Source organism: Hungatella effluvii (genome assembly GCF_003201875.1).
GTDB classification, from domain to species: Bacteria; Bacillota; Clostridia; order Lachnospirales; family Lachnospiraceae; genus Hungatella; species Hungatella effluvii.
Genome location: NZ_QJKD01000003.1, coordinates 313,333 through 330,935, shown reverse-complemented (window position 1 = coordinate 330,935; position 17,603 = coordinate 313,333). Strand labels below are relative to the sequence as shown.

The 17,603-nt window shown below is 48.8% G+C and carries 21 protein-coding genes and 1 riboswitch; of the genes, 19 read left to right on the top strand and 2 right to left on the bottom strand.

Going from position 1 to position 17,603, the window contains the following annotated elements:
- Position 1 precedes the first annotated feature (1 nt).
- The 3 genes from DFR60_RS07400 (at position 2) to DFR60_RS07390 (ending at position 3,945) form a co-directional block, all read left to right on the top strand.
- Entirely contained in the window at positions 2 to 940 is a 939-nt protein-coding gene (locus DFR60_RS07400) for a TDT family transporter (protein WP_110322318.1), read from the top strand.
- Between the two features lie 86 nt (positions 941 to 1,026).
- On the top strand, positions 1,027 to 2,277 hold the full coding sequence (locus DFR60_RS07395) for a molybdopterin molybdotransferase MoeA (RefSeq protein WP_110322317.1): 1,251 nt from the start codon (positions 1,027 to 1,029) through the stop codon (positions 2,275 to 2,277).
- 150 nt (positions 2,278 to 2,427) lie between these two features.
- A complete protein-coding gene (locus DFR60_RS07390) occupies positions 2,428 to 3,945 on the top strand; it encodes a Na+/H+ antiporter NhaC family protein (RefSeq protein ID WP_110322316.1) in 1,518 nt (505 codons plus the stop codon).
- A 96-nt stretch (positions 3,946 to 4,041) separates the two neighbouring features.
- Here the strand turns inward: DFR60_RS07390 and DFR60_RS07385 are convergent, their stop codons facing one another.
- Together DFR60_RS07385 and DFR60_RS07380 are read right to left on the bottom strand one after the other, a co-directional pair.
- Positions 4,042 to 4,551, bottom strand: coding sequence for a P-loop NTPase family protein (locus tag DFR60_RS07385; RefSeq protein WP_110322315.1), 510 nt, complete (start codon positions 4,549 to 4,551; stop codon positions 4,042 to 4,044).
- Between the two features lie 105 nt (positions 4,552 to 4,656).
- Positions 4,657 to 5,181 carry a DUF4865 family protein gene (locus DFR60_RS07380; protein WP_110322314.1) on the bottom strand — a complete coding sequence of 175 codons (525 nt, stop codon included), beginning with the start codon at positions 5,179 to 5,181 and terminating at the stop codon, positions 4,657 to 4,659.
- A 138-nt stretch (positions 5,182 to 5,319) separates the two neighbouring features.
- Between DFR60_RS07380 and DFR60_RS07375 the strand changes: the two genes are divergently transcribed.
- The 16 genes from DFR60_RS07375 to DFR60_RS07305 all read left to right on the top strand — a co-directional run bounded on the left by DFR60_RS07375 (position 5,320) and on the right by DFR60_RS07305 (position 17,504).
- Positions 5,320 to 6,156, top strand: a complete 837-nt coding sequence (locus DFR60_RS07375) for a LysR family transcriptional regulator (protein ID WP_167437541.1) — start codon at positions 5,320 to 5,322, stop codon at positions 6,154 to 6,156.
- A gap of 102 nt (positions 6,157 to 6,258) precedes the next feature.
- Positions 6,259 to 6,657, top strand: a complete 399-nt coding sequence (locus DFR60_RS07370) for an SRPBCC family protein (protein WP_110322312.1) — start codon at positions 6,259 to 6,261, stop codon at positions 6,655 to 6,657.
- A 45-nt stretch (positions 6,658 to 6,702) separates the two neighbouring features.
- Complete coding sequence (locus DFR60_RS07365) at positions 6,703 to 7,608, top strand: helix-turn-helix transcriptional regulator (protein WP_002602907.1); 906 nt, start codon at positions 6,703 to 6,705, stop codon at positions 7,606 to 7,608.
- A gap of 87 nt (positions 7,609 to 7,695) precedes the next feature.
- A complete protein-coding gene (locus DFR60_RS07360; protein WP_110322311.1) occupies positions 7,696 to 8,157 on the top strand; it encodes a GyrI-like domain-containing protein in 462 nt (153 codons plus the stop codon).
- A gap of 24 nt (positions 8,158 to 8,181) precedes the next feature.
- On the top strand, positions 8,182 to 8,934 hold the full coding sequence (locus DFR60_RS07355; RefSeq protein WP_110322533.1) for a GNAT family N-acetyltransferase: 753 nt from the start codon (positions 8,182 to 8,184) through the stop codon (positions 8,932 to 8,934).
- A gap of 69 nt (positions 8,935 to 9,003) precedes the next feature.
- Positions 9,004 to 9,705 (top strand): DinB family protein, encoded by a 702-nt coding sequence (locus DFR60_RS07350; RefSeq protein WP_110322310.1) that lies wholly within the window; start codon positions 9,004 to 9,006, stop codon positions 9,703 to 9,705.
- 165 nt (positions 9,706 to 9,870) lie between these two features.
- The gene (locus DFR60_RS07345) at positions 9,871 to 10,410 is read left to right on the top strand and encodes a DUF6323 family protein (RefSeq protein ID WP_110322309.1); all 540 of its coding nucleotides are present in this window, start codon (positions 9,871 to 9,873) and stop codon (positions 10,408 to 10,410) included.
- Positions 10,411 to 10,419: 9 nt separating this feature from the next.
- Positions 10,420 to 11,268 carry a DUF6179 domain-containing protein gene (locus DFR60_RS07340; RefSeq protein WP_110322308.1) on the top strand — a complete coding sequence of 283 codons (849 nt, stop codon included), beginning with the start codon at positions 10,420 to 10,422 and terminating at the stop codon, positions 11,266 to 11,268.
- Positions 11,269 to 11,434: 166 nt separating this feature from the next.
- The gene (locus DFR60_RS07335; RefSeq protein WP_110322307.1) at positions 11,435 to 11,848 is read left to right on the top strand and encodes a DUF3795 domain-containing protein; all 414 of its coding nucleotides are present in this window, start codon (positions 11,435 to 11,437) and stop codon (positions 11,846 to 11,848) included.
- Positions 11,849 to 11,977: 129 nt separating this feature from the next.
- A riboswitch (purine riboswitch) is annotated at positions 11,978 to 12,074 on the top strand.
- A gap of 117 nt (positions 12,075 to 12,191) precedes the next feature.
- The gene (locus DFR60_RS07330) at positions 12,192 to 13,622 is read left to right on the top strand and encodes an NCS2 family permease (protein ID WP_333562852.1); all 1,431 of its coding nucleotides are present in this window, start codon (positions 12,192 to 12,194) and stop codon (positions 13,620 to 13,622) included.
- Between the two features lie 256 nt (positions 13,623 to 13,878).
- Positions 13,879 to 14,394 (top strand): MarR family winged helix-turn-helix transcriptional regulator, encoded by a 516-nt coding sequence (locus DFR60_RS07325; RefSeq protein ID WP_243004999.1) that lies wholly within the window; start codon positions 13,879 to 13,881, stop codon positions 14,392 to 14,394.
- A gap of 42 nt (positions 14,395 to 14,436) precedes the next feature.
- The gene (locus tag DFR60_RS07320; protein WP_110322305.1) at positions 14,437 to 15,726 is read left to right on the top strand and encodes a patatin-like phospholipase family protein; all 1,290 of its coding nucleotides are present in this window, start codon (positions 14,437 to 14,439) and stop codon (positions 15,724 to 15,726) included.
- A 65-nt stretch (positions 15,727 to 15,791) separates the two neighbouring features.
- A complete protein-coding gene (locus tag DFR60_RS31390) occupies positions 15,792 to 16,055 on the top strand; it encodes a glycosyltransferase (RefSeq protein WP_432764103.1) in 264 nt (87 codons plus the stop codon).
- Between the two features lie 67 nt (positions 16,056 to 16,122).
- Complete coding sequence (locus DFR60_RS30830) at positions 16,123 to 16,287, top strand: hypothetical protein (RefSeq protein WP_243004998.1); 165 nt, start codon at positions 16,123 to 16,125, stop codon at positions 16,285 to 16,287.
- Positions 16,288 to 16,439: 152 nt separating this feature from the next.
- Positions 16,440 to 16,856 (top strand): YjdF family protein, encoded by a 417-nt coding sequence (locus tag DFR60_RS07310; RefSeq protein ID WP_110322304.1) that lies wholly within the window; start codon positions 16,440 to 16,442, stop codon positions 16,854 to 16,856.
- A 165-nt stretch (positions 16,857 to 17,021) separates the two neighbouring features.
- Entirely contained in the window at positions 17,022 to 17,504 is a 483-nt protein-coding gene (locus tag DFR60_RS07305) for an amidase domain-containing protein (RefSeq protein WP_055658250.1), read from the top strand.
- The last annotated feature ends 99 nt before the right edge of the window (positions 17,505 to 17,603 follow it).

The window sequence follows — 17,603 nt, the reverse complement described above, 5'->3', positions numbered from 1 at the left end:
TATGAAAGAACGTTTGAAAAATATGCCGATTCCGGTTGTAGCCACCATGCTCGGCGCCGCCACCTTAAGCAACATCTATCAGGGACTCGGATACGACTGGATCCGCCACGTGACCATGTGGGCCTCCACCGTTGTGCTTCTGTTTTACATTGCAAAGATTGTCCTTTATCCTTCTATAGTAAAAGGAGAGTATAAAAATACGGTCCCGGCCAGTCTCTATGCAGGTATCACCATGGTTACCATGATTCTGTGCAGCTACTATAAGGACTGGTTTCCGGGTGCGGCCAGAGTGGTCTTAATCGCCGCTGTCTGTATCCACGCGGTTCACATCGCCGTGTTCCTGTTCAACAATGTCTTCCATGGCGTGAAGCTGGATACCTTTGTTCCCAGCTGGTTTGTCACCTTTAACGGAATCATGGTTTCCACGGTGGTCGGAGCCGCCATGCTTCCGCCGGTTATGGCGAAAGCGGTATTAATCTGGGGACTCTGTATCTATACGGTAACTATCCCGTTTATGATCTGGAGACTGGCGGCGAAGGAAGTGAAACCGGCCGTCTGGCATACCCAGGCCATCGTGCTGGCCCCCTGCAGCCTCTGCCTTGCCAGCTATTTGAATCTGGCTGCGGAGCCGAGTATGGTCCTGGTGAGCATCCTTTTCCTCTGCGTATTTTTATCCCTGGTGTTCATTATCGTGAAGCTTCCGTCCTTCTTTGCCGTGCCGTTTGCGCCGGGATTTGCGGGACTCACGTTCCCTATGGCAATCGGTATCGTAGCTTCCAATAAGGCGGCCGCGTTCTTCACGGGAGCGGGCCAGGAGACTCTGGGCTATGTGGTAAAACAGATCGCCGGAGTACAGATTTACTTAACGACGGCCATCATCGGGATGGTGCTTTTCGGATTCATGAAATTGCTCTGTTCCCCTGCAAAGAAGCAGGCGTAACAGGTTTTGAGGCGCGCTTCCCGGCGCACCTCTTTCGTCAGAACTAAGGGAAAACAAAAAGAAATCGAATGACAGGATGGGAAGAGATGGATACCAGGAAAACGGGAAGCGAAGGAGAAGAGCGGGTGACATTGGAACGGGCAGTCCGGCTGCTTTTGGATCACTGCAGTATCATAGCGGAGACCGAACGGTGTTCTGTGCTCGACTGTACAGGGAGGATTCTGGCAGATGATGTGTATGCAAAGGGGGATCAGCCGCCCTTTGACCGTTCACCGGTAGATGGCTACGCCTGCCGGAGCTGTGATATCACGGAGGCATCAAGCGAAAATCCGGTTTACTTAGAGGTGGTGGAGGAGATCGACGCCGGCAGCTGGCCCACGCGCGCCGTAGGCCCCGGCCAGGCCGCCCGTATTATGACGGGCGCTCCGATTTCTGCGGGTGCGGACTGCTGTATTTATCAGGAAAAGACCGATTATGGGGAGATGCGCGTGGCGGTCTTTCAGGGCTGTCCGCGGCATGGCAATTACTGCTTTCGCGGTGAAGATATTCAGGCGGGCACTGCGGTCCTTAAGAGGGGCACACGCCTGACCTATGTGGAAGCGGGAATTCTGGCCGGGCTGGGGCTTTGCGAGGTAACGGTTTACCGGAAGATCCGGGCGGCTGTGCTGGCCTCCGGCGATGAACTGACGGAGCCGGGCCAGCCCTTGCAGCCGGGGAAAATATACGACAGCAATTTATATTTCCTGGCTGTCCGTTTAAGAGAGCTGGGGATCGAGGTCCCCGTCTGCCGCCGTGTTCCGGACAGCGAGGCTGAGATGGCAGAAGCGCTTGGCGATGCGTGCAAAAAAGCGGATCTGGTCATAACGACAGGCGGTGTTTCTGTCGGAAAGCGGGACATCATGCACCAGGCCCTCGCCATGGCCGGGGCCAGAAGGCTGTTCTGGAAAATCCTCATGAAGCCGGGAATGCCCACCATCGGCTCCGTATTAAACGGAACTCCGGTCATCAGCCTTTCCGGAAATCCCTTCGGAGCACTGGCAGACTTTGAACTCCTGTGCCGGCCTGCGTTTGAATCCATGACGGGGGATTCCTTCTATGCCCCCCGGATGAGGAATGCAATCCTGTCCCGGGGATTCTTAAAATCCAGCCCATCCCGCCGTTTTTTAAGGGGCCGTTTCGAGAACGGGGAGGTCTGGATTCCCGAGGCCAAAAAACACGCTTCCGGGATCCTCAGTTCCATGGCGGGCTGTAACTGTCTTGTGGATATTTCGGCCGGAACGGAGCGGATTGAGGCCGGAGAGAGTGTGACGATCTACGATCTTTCCCTTGACAGATAAAAAGTATACCTGTTCAGCAAGATAATGCTTGTAAAATTCCTCCGTATCGGATAATATTATCTGGTAATTATACATGGGAATGCATAATAATAAATCGAAGGCTCATCAGAAATCGGGTTAGGCCTTCGTAAGATACTCAGGAGGAAAGTAATGAATTACGGTATTTTAAGCCTGCTTCCGCCCATTATCGCGGTCATACTGGCAATTAAGAGCAAGAATGTAATCCTGTCCCTTTTTTGCGGCGGTTTTGCAGGCGTGATGATTTTCAGCCACGGGAATCCGTTTCTGGCTGTGAAATCGATGATTGGAGATTATTTATTCGTACAGCTGACGGACAGCTATAACGCGGGAGTGATTGTACTGATCGTCTTTATCGGCGGCTTCATCAAGCTGATGGAGAAATCGGGAGGCGCCCAGGCATTCAGCCAGAGTGTCTACCGCTACGTGAATACGAAGCTGAAGGCCCAGCTCTGCGCATGGGCGGGCGGCATCGTAATCTTTTTCTCTGATCTGGGTACACCGCTTCTGGTAGGACCGGTGTTTCGCCCCCTGTTTGACAAACTGAAGATTTCCAGAGAAAAGCTTGCCTGGATTCTGGATTCGACCTCCTCGCCGGTAGCCATTCTGATTCCGTTTATCGGATGGGGCGTCTATATTATGGGTCTGATCCAGTCCGAGTTTGACAATCTGGGAGTAATGGATTCCGACTATACGACGTTTGTCCAGGCGATTCCATTTCAGATTTACGCAATTCTGGCAATTATCATGATTCCGCTGGTTGCCTTTACGAAGCTGGATTTTTCCCAGATGAAGAAGGCGGAACTCCGTGCCGGGAAGTCCAACGAGACGTTTTCCTTCATGCATGAGGATGAGGAGAAGGGCAGCGCGGAAACGGGATATTCCCGGAAGAACGCAAAACCGGTTATGGTGGTTCTGCCGATACTTGTGGTGTTTGTGACACTGTTCGGCACGCTGGCCCCGGCCGGGTTCCCATTTAAGAAGGTGGACGGCAATGAGTTCCGGGTTGCCCTGACTATGGGGTACTTCTTCGGTGCAATTGTGCTGATGGCATTTATCTGTATTTTTAAGGTTATGCGGTTTAAGGATACCTTCAAGGTGTATGTGGAAGGCATGAAGGGCATGACGGATGTAGCGGTCACCCTGATTCTGGCCTGGTCTCTGGGGAAAATGATCAGCGGTCTTGGAACCGCGGAATTTATCGTGGAATTCCTCCAGGCCATGCGCTTTTCCGCGGCTCTGGTACCAGCCTGCATCTTCCTGTTTGGCGCGTTTGTGTCATTCTCCACAGGAAGCTCCTGGGGAACCTTTGCGATCATGATGCCGCTGGCGATTCCCATGGCGCAGGCGTTCGGCATACCGTTTGCCATCGCGGTGGGCGCGGTCTTATCCGGCGGACTGTTCGGCGACCACTGTTCCCCTATTTCAGACACTACGATTCTCTCCTCAACCGGCGCGGAGTGTGATCTGGTGGAACACATCAGGACGCAGCTGCCGTATGCGGTGGTGAATGGAATCATAGCATTTGCCGCCTATATTATCGCGGGAGTGACGAAGAGTCCTGCTGCGCTGCTCTTTGCGGTTGCCGCGCTGGTGGCGGTTATGATCGTTTTTAACCGCCTGCCTGATAAGATGGGAAAAAGGGCATAAAAAGAAGCTGTCAGTTATGCCGCGCAAGCCGCAAAACCCCCGTATTTCCATGTATAACCGGAAATACGGGGGTTTTAATTTATCATAACTAAACGTTTATAATTCCGACAGAAACTGATCTGTTTCCCGCCGGTTTTTTAATATGACGATTCTCACATCATCCGCTTCGCTCATCATATCATAAAAACGCCTGCGGGTTTCTTTGTGATGAGTCCAAACACTCTTGATAAAACGTATCTTCTCCGCATTCAGTTTTTCCGGGCAGTTTCCTCCCATATCCGTGCGGCTTTTACCATAGTTTTTCACGAATCGTCCAACCACTCCGCTCAGACATGTGATCCGGGAAAAATCCATGAATATGACAGCGTCACAGTACTGCAGCCGGAGCGGGATTGTACGCGAAATATTGCCGTCGATAATCCATCTGGGTTGAACCAGTTCCGACATCAAAAGCCGGTCAAATTCTTCGTCTGACACAGGCTTCCAGTTATCGTTCCAATACAGTGCGTCCAGATGGATCAAAGGCAGGCTTAACTTATTCGCCATCTTATTTGAAAAGGTGGTTTTTCCGCAGCCATTGCCGCCGATAATCAGTATTCGTTCCAATCGTAAATCCCCCATGATCAATCAATGATTATCTAACAGTATAAGGCAGCGGACTTCCAGTTGTCAATGGCCGCGGCAGACTGCAAAAAAATAATAGCATTGCTGTCACACCGACAGATGGAGCACTTCATAAAACGTTCCCTCTATAGACGAGTCCGGTTTTTTGCCGAAAAAAGAATACTCCTTCTGCACCCATTGTTCCGGATCACAGAGCAGCACCTTCCCGGTACAGCTATTTCCAACTGCGGAAAAATGCGGCCGTACCATTTTTGGGGACGCTGGAATAACCTGTTCTGTTTCCAACATAAACCTCGAAGTTAAAAACTCTTTTCCAAGATCCACAAAAATGGGAATTCCCAGTTTTACGCGCTGTCTCCCAAACGAGGACACAATATTATCGTAGTACCCATCCCATATAAAATGTATCATTCCGGGACTGTCCTTCCAGAGATACAGCGGGGAATATTCGTTGCCGCCTTCTGATCCGCCTTGATTTTCCCGTATCAGATAAGCCTTAAACAGCAAATCTTCAAAACCATCTGTCTTCATCCCGTTATGTCTCACGCGCTGGCGTATTAGATTCATGTCGTAATGATCCGGCAGCGCTATTTGATACTGCATTGCAATCATAGGAAGCTCCTTCTTTCTGTATCATTCAGTGCCGGGCCCGGCGGTGATGTTTTTACTATTTAATTATACAGAACTGCCGCCGTCGTGTATAATAGTTGGTAATGATGTCTGGTATCATTTTAAATGATGGAGGGAACTATGGAAAGTCAGGAACTCAGAATATTCCGGGAGGTTGCCCGCGCAGGCTCCATCTCGAAGGCGGCCGGTCAGCTGGGATACGTACAGTCGAATGTGACGGCAAGAATCAAGAAACTGGAGGAAGAGTTAAACGCCGTTCTGCTAATCCGGCACAGCAAAGGGGTCACTCTGACCGCGGAAGGGGAGCGCCTGTTAATCGCCTCAGAAGATATCCTTGACCGGATCGACAGAGCAGCGGCCCAAATCAGGGACCGCAAAACATTTCGGATCGGAGCGGCTCATACGCTGTCGATATCCAGACTGCCGCTGTGGCTGACCGCATTTCAGGAACAGCTTCCGGAAATGAATCTCTCTGTGGTCACGGACAGTCAGGATCATCTGGCCCAATATCTGGCCGAAGGAAAGGCTGACTGTGCCTTTCTGGAGGCGCAGTACGTGACAGAGGAGATGGAGACACTGGCTTCCTTTCAGGAAACACTCTGTATCATCGCCCCATTCGGCTGCGCGGAACGGGAGATGATTCAGATGCCGGCCATAGTAAATAAAATAGCCGCGTGCCCTTTCCGCGCCCGTCTGCTTGCATGGTTTCAATCCCATGGTGTGCCTGCTCCACGGATCATCGAAATGGACACGGTCGAGGTCATACTCCGCTCCGTCGAGCTGGGAATGGGGATTTCCCTTCTTCCCGCCAGCGTCCTGTCGGAACGGCAAAATATTGCGGTATCAGGTGAACTAAAAATGGATCCTGTCCGGATTTTTCTGTCCGTCTGCAAAGACAGTACCGGCAGGGCCTCCGAAATTCTCCGGGAAATTATCATAAATGGGGCGAAATCATAAAATAAAAAATATTTTCTAATAAATAATCACGACATACAGATGTCCTGTTTATTTGCTATAATAGAGAAAAAGCAGCGAAAAGAAGGCTTGAAGGAGAAGGGTATGACAGAATCAAAGAAAAAGGCAGTATTAAAGAGCAGGATCGAGCAGGTATGGGAGGTTGTGACAGATCTAAGCGACTGCAGCTGGCGCAGTGATCTTCAGAGAATCGATGTACTGGAGCCTGGGAAAACGTTTGTGGAATACACGAAGGAGGGCTTTCCGACCACGTTTGTGATCACCCGGTTCGAGCCGCCGTACCGGTATGAATTTACCATGGACAACGCCAATATGACAGGTACGTGGACCGGTCTGTTCCGCCGGACGGACGAAGGCTGTGAAGCGGATTTTACAGAGCGGGTGGACGTAAAGAAGTGGATTATGAAGCCGTTTGTCCCAGGTTACCTAAAGAAGCAGCAGGAGCAGTATTTTAATGATCTGAAGGCGGCGCTGGGCGAGTGAGTGCAATTGGGAAGATTGACCTATCATGAGTAACAGGAGGCGTTTATGAAAATTGACCGACTAATCGGAATCCTGTCCATCCTTTTGCAGCAGGAAAAGGTGACGGCGCCATACCTTGCCGGGAAATTTGAAGTATCACGGCGAACGATCAACCGGGATATCGAAGATATCTGCAAAGCAGGCATTCCGCTCGTAACCACACAGGGGCCCAATGGAGGGATTTCCATCATGGAGGGGTACCGGATCGACCGGACTGTACTGACTTCATCGGAGATGCAGTCGATTTTAACCGGACTTCGCAGCCTGGACAGCGTATCCGGCACCAACAAATACCAGCAGCTTATGGACAAGCTGGCCATGGGGAATTCTTCGATTCTGACCTCAAACAGTCATATCCTGATTGATTTATCGTCCTGGTACAAATCCTGTCTTGCGCCGAAGATCGAACTGATTCAGGCGGCGATCGGCGCAAGAGAATACATCACCTTTGCGTACTTTGGTCCTTCCGGCGAGAGCAGAAGGAAGCTGGAGCCGTATCTTCTGGTCTTTCAGTGGTCCTCCTGGTATGTGTGGGGATACTGTACCGATCGTGAGGATTACCGGCTGTTCAAGTTAAACCGGATGCTGGAGCTGAAGGCGCTGGATGAGCGATTTGAGGAGCGGAAGGTTCCTGCGTATGATATGTCACCGGACAAGGCATTTCCGCCGCGGATTTCCGTCACAGCGGTCTGCGAGGCAGATATGAAGTGGCGGCTGATTGAGGAGAGCGGGCTGGAGAGCTTTCAGGAGAGGGAAGACGGAAAACTGGTATTCAGCTCCTGCTTTTCCGATCCCGGAAGTGTATTTAGCTGGCTGCTCAGCATGGGAGACCGTGTGGAACTGGTGGAACCGGAAGAACTCCGGGTGGAATTTGCCGCCATGGCAGAGAAAATTTGTCGTATTTACCGTTAATGATGACATACAGTTGTCGTGATTAAAGTGTTATCCTGTAAGCGTACATGAGAAAACCACAGAAGTGGTGGAAAAGAGGACAACCGGATGAATTACGAAATCGTGACACTGCCTGAGAAGAAGGCGGCAGGAATAACAGCAAGGACGAATAACCATGCGCCTGATATGGGAAGCGTCATAGGCGGGCTGTGGGAAAGCTTTTACGCGAAAGGGGTTTACGACAGTATCCCCGCAGACAGAAGAGGCTGCGTCCTCGGAATTTATTCAGACTACGAGAGCGATGAGAACGGCGATTATGATATGACGGCAGCCTGTGAGGTGGCGGATGATGCCGGGCTTCCGGAGAACTTAAGGATCCGCACGATCCCGGCAGGCAGATATGCGAAGTTTGTAGTCAGGGGAGATGTGCAGCAGGCCCTGGTTCAGTTCTGGATAGAACTGTGGAGTATGAACTTGAATCGTGCGTTTCAGGCTGATTTTGAAGAGTATCACGGGATGACCGGCAAAGAGGTGGAGATCCATGTCTATATAGGATTGAAAGAGGATTGAAGAACAGGAGAGGGAATGATGAGTATGGAATTCAAACGTGTTACATTGGAGAATATCGAAGAAGAGCACATCTGCTGTGCCATATCGGATAAAAAGGGAGAGACCTGCGTGGCCTCCAAGAAGGCGTGGCTGAAGGAACGTCTGAAAGAGGGACTTGTGTTCGAAAAACTGGATGTGCGCGGAAAGGTATTTATCGAGTACCTGCCGGCGGAGTACGCCTGGGTGCCTGTCGATGCAGATGGATACTACTATATCGATTGTCTGTGGGTTTCCGGCCAGTATAAAGGACAGGGCTATAGCAGCCAGCTGCTGGAGCACTGTATCGCTGAGGCCAGGGCGAACGGGAAGAAGGGGCTTGTTATACTTTCCTCTAAGAAGAAGATGCCGTTTCTGTCGGATGGCTCCTACTTAAAGCATAAAGGATTTGTGACAGCCGATACCGCCGCGCCGTACTTTGAGCTTATGGCACTCCGATTTGAAGACGGGACACCCCTGCCGCGCTTTTTAGAGTGTGCAAAGACCGGTGAGACCGATGAAAAGGGATGGGTTCTGTACTACACAGCGCAATGTCCCCACACGTCGAAATACGTTCCGATTCTGGCGGAATACGCCAGGACTCAGGGCATTGAGATCAAGACAGTAAAGCTGGAATCACGGGAAGCTGCAAGGTGTGCGCCAAGCCCATTTACAACATACTCCTTATTCTATGACGGGAAATTTGTGACGAACGAGATATTATCAGAGAAAAGTTTCGAGAAATACAGGAAGAAAGTGTAACGTGCTGCGCAAAACGCAGATCAATTCACACTTTCCCTGGTCTGAGAAAAGAAAAAGGAGACCGATGATATGTCTGATATTGCAGCAGATTACGAGCTTCAGGCAGACAGGCTGCGCAGATTGCTAAAGGCGAAAAAGACCTTTGAACCGGCTATTGAATTGGCACTTGACCTTCATGCGGTCACACATACGGGGGTGGTTTCGGGAAGCAGCAGCCCCACGTTTTGCGATCATGTGCTGGAGGGCCTGGCAGATGAGGATTACAGTGTGATGCCGACTGAGAAAGATGAAACCATAGCCTGGCATTTATGGCATATAGCCCGAATTGAAGATCTGGTCAGCAATCTTCTGATTGCCAGACAGTCTCAGATTTTCGATGATGATTGGATGGATCGTATGAATGTGACTGTCAAAGACACCGGTAATGTTATGAGCGACAGCGAAATAATCAGTTTCAGCCGGCACGTCAAGAAACAGGAGCTGATCAATTACCGCAATGCGGTAGGCTGTCAGACCTGTGCCGTGATCAAATCACTTACCCCGAGCGACTTAAAACGGAAACCCGAGTCCGAATATTTGGACCGGCTGGTCAGTGAGGGTGGTTTACTGGACCGGAAGGGGTCTGTCTGGCTGAAGGATTTTTGGGGGAGTTATACGGTGACAGGACTTTTACTGCTGCCTTTGACACGCCATCATATGATGCACCTGCCGGACAGCGCTGCGATCAAAGAATTTATAAAAAGCGGTGCCGTACCTTTTCTAAAGGGATAATTTGTCTCCAGAAAAAGCAAAAAAAATGTGGACTCCGGCGATCCTGAACTAAAATCGCTTTTTCCACACCTATATCATACCACAAAAATCTCTTTTTTTCAAGACTTGTAATGAAAGTCTGAAAGGCGTAGAATCAGTACTTACCAAATACGGGGAGGAAAAGAGATGCAGGAGAACTGGTATGAGCTGATGGAAACAGTACAACGGAAGCAGGAACTGGAAAGAGTGCTGGCTTGCAACGAGAAGACAAAGTCCTTCGGACTTACACTCACTGAGGAAGATGCTGGGAGACTGATGGCAGGCCGGTGTGATTCCCTGAGGACGCAGATGCGGGTCGAATTCGGAAAGGGGGTATTGCCGGAGATCATAGAGACTTTCTGTGATTCTCCCTATTTGCAGCAGGAAAACTATGCTGATGTGATTGCGGAGCTGCAGGAAATCTTCTATCTCTATAAGAACGAATCAGAGGACAACTTAACGGATGAGGAACTGCTGACATTTATGAAAGAACAGTTTGACGGCGTCTGTTACGGTTCCGTCGCCTATCTGGAGGAAACGTGCCTGGAACGTTTTGCGAGGGCGATTCGCGCCGGATACCGGGATTACGTGGAGAACGGTGGAAAGGGAGAGTACGAGAAATTTTCACAGGAAGCACGTTGGGACAGGGAGCTCTTTTTAGAGACACTCTTTGACCTGCTCAGTTAGGAGGCGGACATGGACTATACGATGGAAGAACTGCTGCCTGTTGTCGGAAAACTTACGGAAAAGTATACCAGTCTTTCCAGCACCTCAGTCACCTATGAGACGGCGCAGCAGCTGATGGGAGCGGTGCTTTACTGCCTGCGTGAAGCAGAATATGAAGCGGTGAAGACAGGAAAAAACAGCGTAGCCACCGCCTCAGACACGGATTTATGGAGGTTTTACCAGCAGGGGTATGAGGTGGTTCTGGAGAAGACCGCCAGGGCCAAGAAAGTCTACGATCAGATCATTGCGAATTTTCGTTCCTTCGGAAACCGCTGTTATGAGGATACGGTTATCAAAGGAATGCCGGAATTCTTTGTCCATTACGATGCCAGATTCCGGCCCCAGGATCATCTGCTTACTCTGGATTACCCGATTTTACGGCCTGTAGGGAAGCGAAAGGGAATAGACGCCATCTACTTTTATTTATCCTGTGTTCTCCTGGAACAGAGATTTCTGGGCAAGTTTCCGGAAGCGTACGGAAAGGCGGTCCTGGAACACTACCATGGGGATTACGAGGATCTGGTTCTGAATGTGGCTTCTGTTATTATGCGGAATCTGGTGATTCATATGATGATGGGGAAAAAGCTGTCCGGGGATACGGTGACGGCAGACGATACGGAGCGGTTTTGCAGTCGTGTGAAGAATTGTGAACCACAGAAACTCGAGGAATCCATAATTCAGCTGATGGAGCAGCTGGCAGGCGGCCCGGAGGGGGACAGAGCCATGCTTTCCTATCTGTCCTGCGACAGGAAGGATTTTGCAGCAGAACTTAGGAACGCCGCGGAGTATGGATGCATGGACCGTTTGATTGTTTATTAGACTTTCGCAGAGAAATCGGTATCCCCCACTGACATGAAGTCAAGCCGCGCATCTTTAAGATGTAGCCGCACTCTGTGAAATTATCGTGTGTGGATTGAAACAAATCATAGGCATGACACTGTAATCCTATTGGAATCTGCAGTTCAGGAAAAGGAGGCGGTTTTTATTGAAGATGCCTGAAGTAATTGGCAGTCAGCTGTTTGCACCATGCGGAATGAACTGTATGGTGTGTTTTACACACTGCAGTACCAAGAAGGCCTGCGGAGGCTGCCTGGGAACCGATGAGAGCAAGCCCGGACACTGCCGGACCTGTCTGCGAAAGAACTGTGCAGCGGAAAGAGAGATATCCTACTGCTATGAATGCAGCGATTTCCCATGCAGAAGGATCCGGGATCTGGACAGAAGCTATCGCAAACGCTATGGCGTCAGCCTCATAGAACAGTCCCTGTTTGTGAAGGAAAACGGCATAGAATTATTTATGGAAAATGAGCGGAAACGCTATACCTGTGCGGCCTGCGGAGGTGTAATCTCTCTCCACGACCATCGGTGCAGTGAATGCGGGCGGGTAACTTCCGAATAATTATTTATGATGAAGAAAGCGGTTTAAAAGAATAACAAAATATACATAATGCACAAAAAAATAAAGATTTATTGATAAAAAGGCGAATAGACTAAAAAACTTTTAGCGTATATAATAAATTTTGTGATTAAATATTGGTGCTATTCATTATGTATATCCTGAGAATTGGCTCAGAGTCTCTACCAACTACCGTAAAGAGTTGACTACATAGTTTATGTAGTTGACTCTTTTTTGGGTAATTTCATGTTTGTCGGTGGAAGGGAGCGACAATCGTAAACCTTTAAAATATAGACTACAGGATAGCAAAGCAGGCAGTCTTAACAGGCAGTTTATTTAAAGGAAGATGGAGGACATATTATTGGAACGAAAAACAGGATTCGCAGACAGGTTTTTTGGGATATCCCAGAGTCATTCAAGCGTTAAAACGGAAGTACTTGCAGGAATCACAACATTTATCACAATAGCCTATATCCTTATTCTGAACCCACAGATTTTATCCGACCCATACTTGATTATGGGAGATGCAGCGATGGCGCAGAAGATTGCCAACGGCGTCTTTATCGGTACCTGTATCGGAGCGTTTATCGGTACGATCCTTTGTGCATTGTATGCGAGGGTTCCGTTTGCTCAGGCGCCGGGCATGGGATTAAATGCATTTTTTGCATACACCGTGGTGCTGGGAATGGGATATACGTATGGACAGGCGCTGGTTATCGTATTTATATCCGGTATTTTTTTCATCGTTATTACCGCAATCGGTCTGCGAGAGGCGATAATCAGATCAATTCCGGACGCGGTTAAAACAGCGATTACTCCTGGTATCGGTCTGTTTATTACAATTATCGGACTGAAGAATGCAGGAATCGTCATTTCCAATCCTGCCACACTCGTAAGCCTGGTTGACTTTTCCAAATGGAGAAGCGGCGCGGATATGGTTTTGATCAATGGCGCGCTGGTGGCACTGGTTGGTCTGGTCATCATGGGAATTCTGCATGCGAGAAAGGTAAAAGGTTCCATTCTTCTGGGAATTATAGCGGCAACCCTGATCGGAATCCCGCTTGGTATTACGCATCTCTCAAATTTAGATATGAATCTTGGAGTGAAATTTCAGGATTTCGCGGAAGTATCATTTTTAAAGATGGATTTTGCGGGCCTGTTTGCCGGAACAAACTTTGTGGAAACTCTGTTTACGGTGACGATGTTAGTCATCAGCTTCTCCCTGGTTAATATGTTTGACTCCATTGGGACACTTCTCGGTGCGGCTAAGCAGTCTGGAATGATTGATGAAAACGGCGAAGTAATCCGGATGAAACAGGCGTTAATGTCAGATGCGGTTTCGACATTGGCAGGTGCAATGGTAGGAACCTCCACCGTTACCACTGTGGTGGAATCCAGCGCTGGAATCGCGGAAGGCGGAAGAACGGGTATGACGAGCCTTGTAACCGCTCTGATGTTCCTGGGAGCCATTCTTTTTGCACCGATTGTCAGCATTGTTCCGGCGGCGGCCACTGCCCCGGCACTGATTTTCGTGGGGATTCTGATGCTCGGTAACATCAGAGATGTGGATTTCAGCGACATGAGCAACGCACTGCCGGCCTTCTGTACAATCGTATTTATGCCATTTACATATTCGATCGCCAATGGTGTCGCCTTCGGATTGATTACCTATTGTCTGATGAATATCATGACAGGGAAAAGACGGCAAGTTAGAGCTTTAACATTAATGATCTCCGTTGTATTTGTTGTGAGATATGCTTTTATGACGTTGGGATAAGACTGGTTTGCGGTTTAAAACGCATTTTTACCAGGATCAGCAGTCAATACGCAGCAGGCTGGACTTTTTTTGAGGTCCAGCCTTTTGTCTTATACAGTAAAGATGGAATTTATCTATTGACAAGAGTCTGAAATCGGACTATACTTTATATATCCGAAATCGGACACATAAAGCGCCTTAATTAATTTTCATGTCTGGAGAAATGGATTTTTCAGTCAGCATTTGGGCTCACTTAGTAGACAGGGGAAAATTGTGTATGAATGAACAGATAAGACAAGAGACAGAGAAACAGATAGAACAGCAAACAGGCTGGCAGCCGGAGCAGCAGATTAAGCAGCAGTTGGAAACTTTGAACCAGCAGATAAAAGAACTGACCGGAATTTACCATCAGGCTGCCGCCAGGCTGGGAATTTCTGATAATGAATTTTGGGTGTGGTATACCCTGTTTGTGATGGGGGAGGAATATTCGCAGCAGGATATCTGTGAGATGTGGTCATTACCGAAGCAGACGGTTAATTCAGCTGTTGCAAATATGGTGAAAAAAAAGTTTGTCAAACTGGAAGCAGTTCCCGGGACACGGAACCGGAAGCTGTTACGATTAACGGACAGCGGTAAAAGTTATGTTGAAGGCATCGTACAGCCTGTATTTGCAGCGGAGTACCGGACCTTTGTCAGGCTGTCGGAGCAGGAACGTCAGATATGCATTTCTTTATTAGGCAAGTATATCGGATGCTTTAGGGAAGAACTTCGTGAGCTGGCGGCATTGGAATGAAGCTGGAAGTATTGGCAGGAAAAATCAGATGGAGGTGAGCGCTTGAGTGATAAAACGGCTTTCGTACTGGGGGGAGGAGGTTCCCGTGGTTCCTATGAAATGGGGGTATGGAAGGCCCTGCGGGAACTGGGGATTGATATACATGTGGTGACAGGTACATCTATCGGCGCAGTCAACGGCGCAATGATCGCACAGGGGGATTATGAGAAAGCAATTTTTCTGTGGAATCAGATTGAGACCGCTCAGGTCATGGATGTACCGGTCAACGATGAACATCCATTGAAGAAAAAAGTTTGGCAGACATATCAGACCTTTGTCTTAAATTTTGTAAAGAACGGCGGCACGGATACAAATCCTCTGAGGCAGACGCTTGGCTCGTTTATTGATGAAGAACGAATACGTAAGTCTGAGATCGAGTACGGACTTGTTACCATAGATATGGATAGAAATATTCCCTGCGAACTATTCAGAGAGGATATTCCCTGTGGGAAACTGATTGACTATATTATTGCCAGCGCCTCCATCTATCCTGCGTTTAAACCGCATCGAATTGATGACGTAAGGTATCTGGATGGCGCGTATCACGATAATCTTCCTGTGAAGATGGCATTGGAAAAGGGGGCAGGCCACATCATAGCCGTAGATCTGGAAGCCTTTGGAGTGGTTAAGAAGGAGGCGCTTGCGCTTGCAAAACGCCTGACATATATCCGGTGTTATTGGAATCTCGGCCCTACACTGGTATTTGACCATACTGTAATGCAGCGAAATATCCGTCTTGGTTATCTGGATGCGTTAAAGAGTTTTCAGGTTTATGAAGGCTGTGCTTTCACTTTTATGCGCGGCTTTGGAAATTCTGCGGCAGAACAGATGGGCGGTTATCTTCCGCTTAGATCATTACTCGAAAAGGGCAGCGCAGGATTCGTTCTGGATCAATTGTACTTAAGACAGCTGGAAAAGATTTTCGAGGAGCATGGAGTTCTGGAACCGGATGAAGGAACAACCGCGCTGGTATGTGCCGAGGTGGCCGGGGAAGTATTCGGCCTTAGCAGTGAGACGATTTATTCATACGGAATCTGGCAGGAGCAGCTTCAAAGACAAGTTCAGGAATTCCTGATTCCGGAACAGGAAGAGAAGGGAGAATTATGTTTCGCGGATACTCTGTATGAAAGCGCCAGGTCATTGGCTGACAGACGTTCCAGGGCAATTTTGGCAGGCCGTGTGATTGCAGATACGGTTCGGACACAGAAAGAACAGCCTTTCCCTGCAGGCTTCAGTATCCTTCCGGAGGCGTTTCTGGCAGGTGTTTATTTGGCGGCAGGCAGTTTTTTATAAAAAATTAAATAAAATACCTGATGTAAGGTCAAACAGGAGGATATTTATGCAGAGTAACAGAATTGATGTGCTTGTTTTTGCCGGCAGATTTACAAAAACTGGAAGAATACTGCGGACGGCTGGGAATATCCATAACAGCAGTTGTGGCTGGACGGCAGATGTTCGAGAAGGCTCCGGTTTCCAAAAGGTATCCCCAGGAGATGTACTATCGGCTGCTTGCTCCACATTTACTCCCTGAACCGCTTGAAAAGATACTGTATCTTGATCCGGATATTCTCGTCATTAATCCGCTTCGCTCATTGTGGGAGCCAGACTGCGCAGGTGGATGATGCCATATGGAATTATGATGCCAGGGATTATTCTGAATATTTGCTAAAAAGCAGCGGAGTCTATGACATGGACTGGATTGTGAAAAATACGGCCATCCTGCATTTCTGCGGTAAGCGCAAACCGTGGAAAACATCTGCGTCCAAACGGTTTGAAGCTCTTTATAAGCATTATATGCAGTTGGCCGATCGTATTCTTTTAAATGGTCTGGAAATATCTGGACCAATATGGTAAAATGGTAATGTAAAGTAAATACAAAGATAAAAACACAGCCCGGTAGGTAGTCCGGGCGCAGCGGACAATATTCGTGAAACCGCTGTCAGTAACCTTCCTCCTTAGGTCGTCCGTTCTTTGTCTATTATGAATCATGTAAGGAGGATATCATTATGGACAAAGTATCGCTGACCTTTCGGGTATTTTTTGAGGACCCGTTCTGGATCGGAATCGTGGAAAGGATTTCGGACGGAACGATGGAAGTATGTAAGATCACCTTCGGTATGGAGCCGAAGGATTACGAGGTATATGACTGGCTCCTTAAGAATTATTATCGGCTGCGATTCAGTCCGGCCGTGAAAGCTGAGGCAAAAAAAGAACATACCAACCCGAAGCGCAGGCAGCGGGAGGCCAGGATGCAGACGGCGGTCTCCGGCATCGGAACGAAGTCGCAGCAGGCCTTAAGCCTGCAGCATGAGCAGCTGAAGGAGGAACGGAAGGTCCGGACCCGCGAGCAGAAAGAAGCGGAAAAGGAAGCCAGATTCGAATTAAAACAGCAGAAACGGAAGGAGAAGCACAGGGGCAGATGATTCTGCCTCCTGTGTTTCTTTTTATAGTTCATGATAACAGGCAATACCGTTATGGAAACACCCAGGTCCTCCGTATAATCGAATCTCCTGTTTGAGGACTTTTCGTTACTCGTTTCATATTATGTTTCATATTATATTGTAAAGATCAAAATCGGGTAAAAAAATATGAAAGAAACAGGCTATCGGCGGGACGCGGCACTGGAATATGCAAAGAAATGGGCCATGGGCAGAAATCCACGGTATTTGGACTTTGAGCATTTTGGAGGAGACTGCACGAATTTCGCCTCACAGTGTATTTACGCGGGGAGCGGGGTCATGAACTATACGCCGGTGATGGGTTGGTATTATAACAGCAGCACAGACAGGACGCCGAGCTGGACGGGAGTGCAGTATCTTTACAATTTTCTGGTAAATAACAAGTCGGTTGGTCCGTACGCGGCAGAAACCGGTCAGGACGGTGTACAGCCGGGAGATCTTGTACAGTTGGGCAATGCCAACGGTTTTTATCACAGTCCGGTAATCGTCGCGGTCACGGGCGGCCGCATTTACGTGGCGGCGCACAGCTTTGACGCTTATATGCGCCCTCTTGATTCCTATTTATACGTGAAATCCCGCTTTCTGCACATACAGGGAGTACGCAGCTGGTAGATACCGAAAGCAGAAAAACAGGCAAAAGCTATTGACTATTGGGTTACCAGATAGTTTATGATAGGAAAAGGCAAAGCCAAAATAAAGAAAGAAGGGGAA